1 rRNA gene is annotated in these 259 nt (G+C 53.7%); it reads left to right on the plus strand.

The window, feature by feature from the left end:
- Positions 1 to 259: ribosomal RNA gene (locus tag KJS69_RS29430) — 23S ribosomal RNA — on the plus strand; the annotation flags it as partial.

Raw genomic sequence — 259 nt, forward strand, 5'->3', positions numbered from 1 at the left:
AGGTTGAAATTCCTGTACCACCGTGAACCGCTATGAGCGATGGGGTGACGCAGAAGGGAAGAGTTGCAGACGGATGGAAGTGTCTGTCCAAGCAGCAAGGCTGGTGTGTAGGCAAATCCGCACACCGTGTAAGGCTGAGCTGTGATGGGGAGGGAACATTGCAGTACCGAAGAACTTGTACTCCAGCTGCCAAGAAAAGCCTCTAGCCAGGGAGAAGGTGCCCGTACCGTAAACCGACACAGGTAGGTAGGAAGAGAAT

It is taken from the genome of Paenibacillus sp. J2TS4 (assembly GCF_018403245.1).
GTDB lineage: Bacteria > Bacillota > Bacilli > Paenibacillales > NBRC-103111 > Paenibacillus_L.